Source organism: Type-D symbiont of Plautia stali, from assembly GCF_001485335.1.
GTDB classification, from domain to species: domain Bacteria; phylum Pseudomonadota; class Gammaproteobacteria; order Enterobacterales; family Enterobacteriaceae; genus Pantoea; species Pantoea vagans_C.
The window spans coordinates 1-1,302 of the sequence record NZ_BBOC01000188.1 but is presented as its reverse complement, the minus strand read 5'-3'; the positions used below and the strand labels follow the sequence as shown (position 1 = coordinate 1,302).

Annotated in this window: 1 protein-coding gene; it reads left to right on the top strand. The window is 53.4% G+C overall.

Features of this window, described 5'->3' with window-relative positions:
• The first annotated feature begins 446 nt into the window (after nucleotides 1-446).
• Nucleotides 447-617, top strand: a complete 171-nt coding sequence (locus PSSD_RS27900) for a hypothetical protein (RefSeq protein WP_166936816.1) — start codon at nucleotides 447-449, stop codon at nucleotides 615-617.
• Nucleotides 618-1,302: the final 685 nt, after the last annotated feature.

Sequence of the window (1,302 nt, the reverse complement as noted above, 5' to 3'; positions counted from 1 at the left end):
TGAGAGGGGGCTCAAGGGCTTAATTCAGCGAAATCTGGACCCTGTGAGATATATTTCTGCACGGGTGAGAATAAAATAAGCAGAACCAGAGAATTCCTGACATGATTTTTCCAGGGTTGCATTAAGGTAGGCCTGTGCACCCGGCCACGCAGAAGGCCGTCCGTGACGCCAGCAGTTCGCCTTACAGGACCCCTGGTCCGCTTTACACAGCCAGCGTCAGGCCGGCTATGTGAAATCCAGCGTTGCTCCCGGGACTGAACACCCCGGGAGATTATTTATATCCTTCCTGCCCGCCATTCCTCCTACTCTGTCTGAAATGCGGGAGACACATTTGTGACACAGCGCATGCTTCTCCTGACCACAGGGGGCCGGGGGGATATCCGTGCATGCTAAAGTCTGTTCAGGAGCGGGAAAACCATGCCTTCATGCACAGAGGAGACGTCATAATGAAAAACGGTGCCACGCCCTATCGTGAAGCGCTGATACGCCTGAGCGCGCTCAGGATCCGTTACCGGCGGGCAAGCCGCAACCCGGCGGCCGGAATGGTGGACCTCGCGGCGCTGATGTCCGAGCTGGAGGAGGCCGAACAGGACGTGGAGCGATATGAAAAACAGTAAGCATCACAGAAGACCGGGCTAAAGTTTTTCAGCGGATAGCCGATAGCATGAAGGTGGTTAATCCGATGGCCACACTCCGCGACACGAGTAAGTCCGTTTATCTCATTGATGTTTTCAGGGGCTGACCCGCCCCTGTTTTTTTAACGTCTGTTCAGCCTGCCTGCGCTCTGTCTTCAGTAATGAATATCTTTCCCGTACCCTGAATTTCCACCCTATCTGACCAAAATTTCTTCTGAACGCTAAGTTCTTCTCTTCTGTGTTGCCTGCACGGCTGACATTACGATCAGTTTCGTGGGAAAGGGTTCAGATTCAGGGGGGTGGCGGTCCCCTACAGAAATTAACTGTGCAGGCAGCGTAATAAAAAAATGGCTTCCGGGAGGAAGCCATCAGCACAATCAGTCGCAGTATCAGATGTGTACCCTGATGAGGCACATTAAAGATATCGGCACCTTGCTCCGAAATCTGAGCGCAACCGGCATATTTTATGAACCTGCCAGGCAACACGCTTTTGATAAGCAGGTCCCGGCGGGTTTATGAACATCAGTAACCTCCGCCCCCTCAGTCAAAGAAAACGTAACTTCTGCCTCAGAAGCTCTTCCAGTTATCATCCCCTACTGCGGCAACGGCAGGGGTGGGACGTAATACAGCAGCCGCCCGTACCGGCCGGGCTGCCTGAACGTGTACA

Coding starts and splice junctions, on each gene's coding strand:
- PSSD_RS27900 (WP_166936816.1), top strand. CDS start 447: ATGAAAAACGGTGCCACGCCCTATCGTGAAGCGCTGATACGCCTGAGC.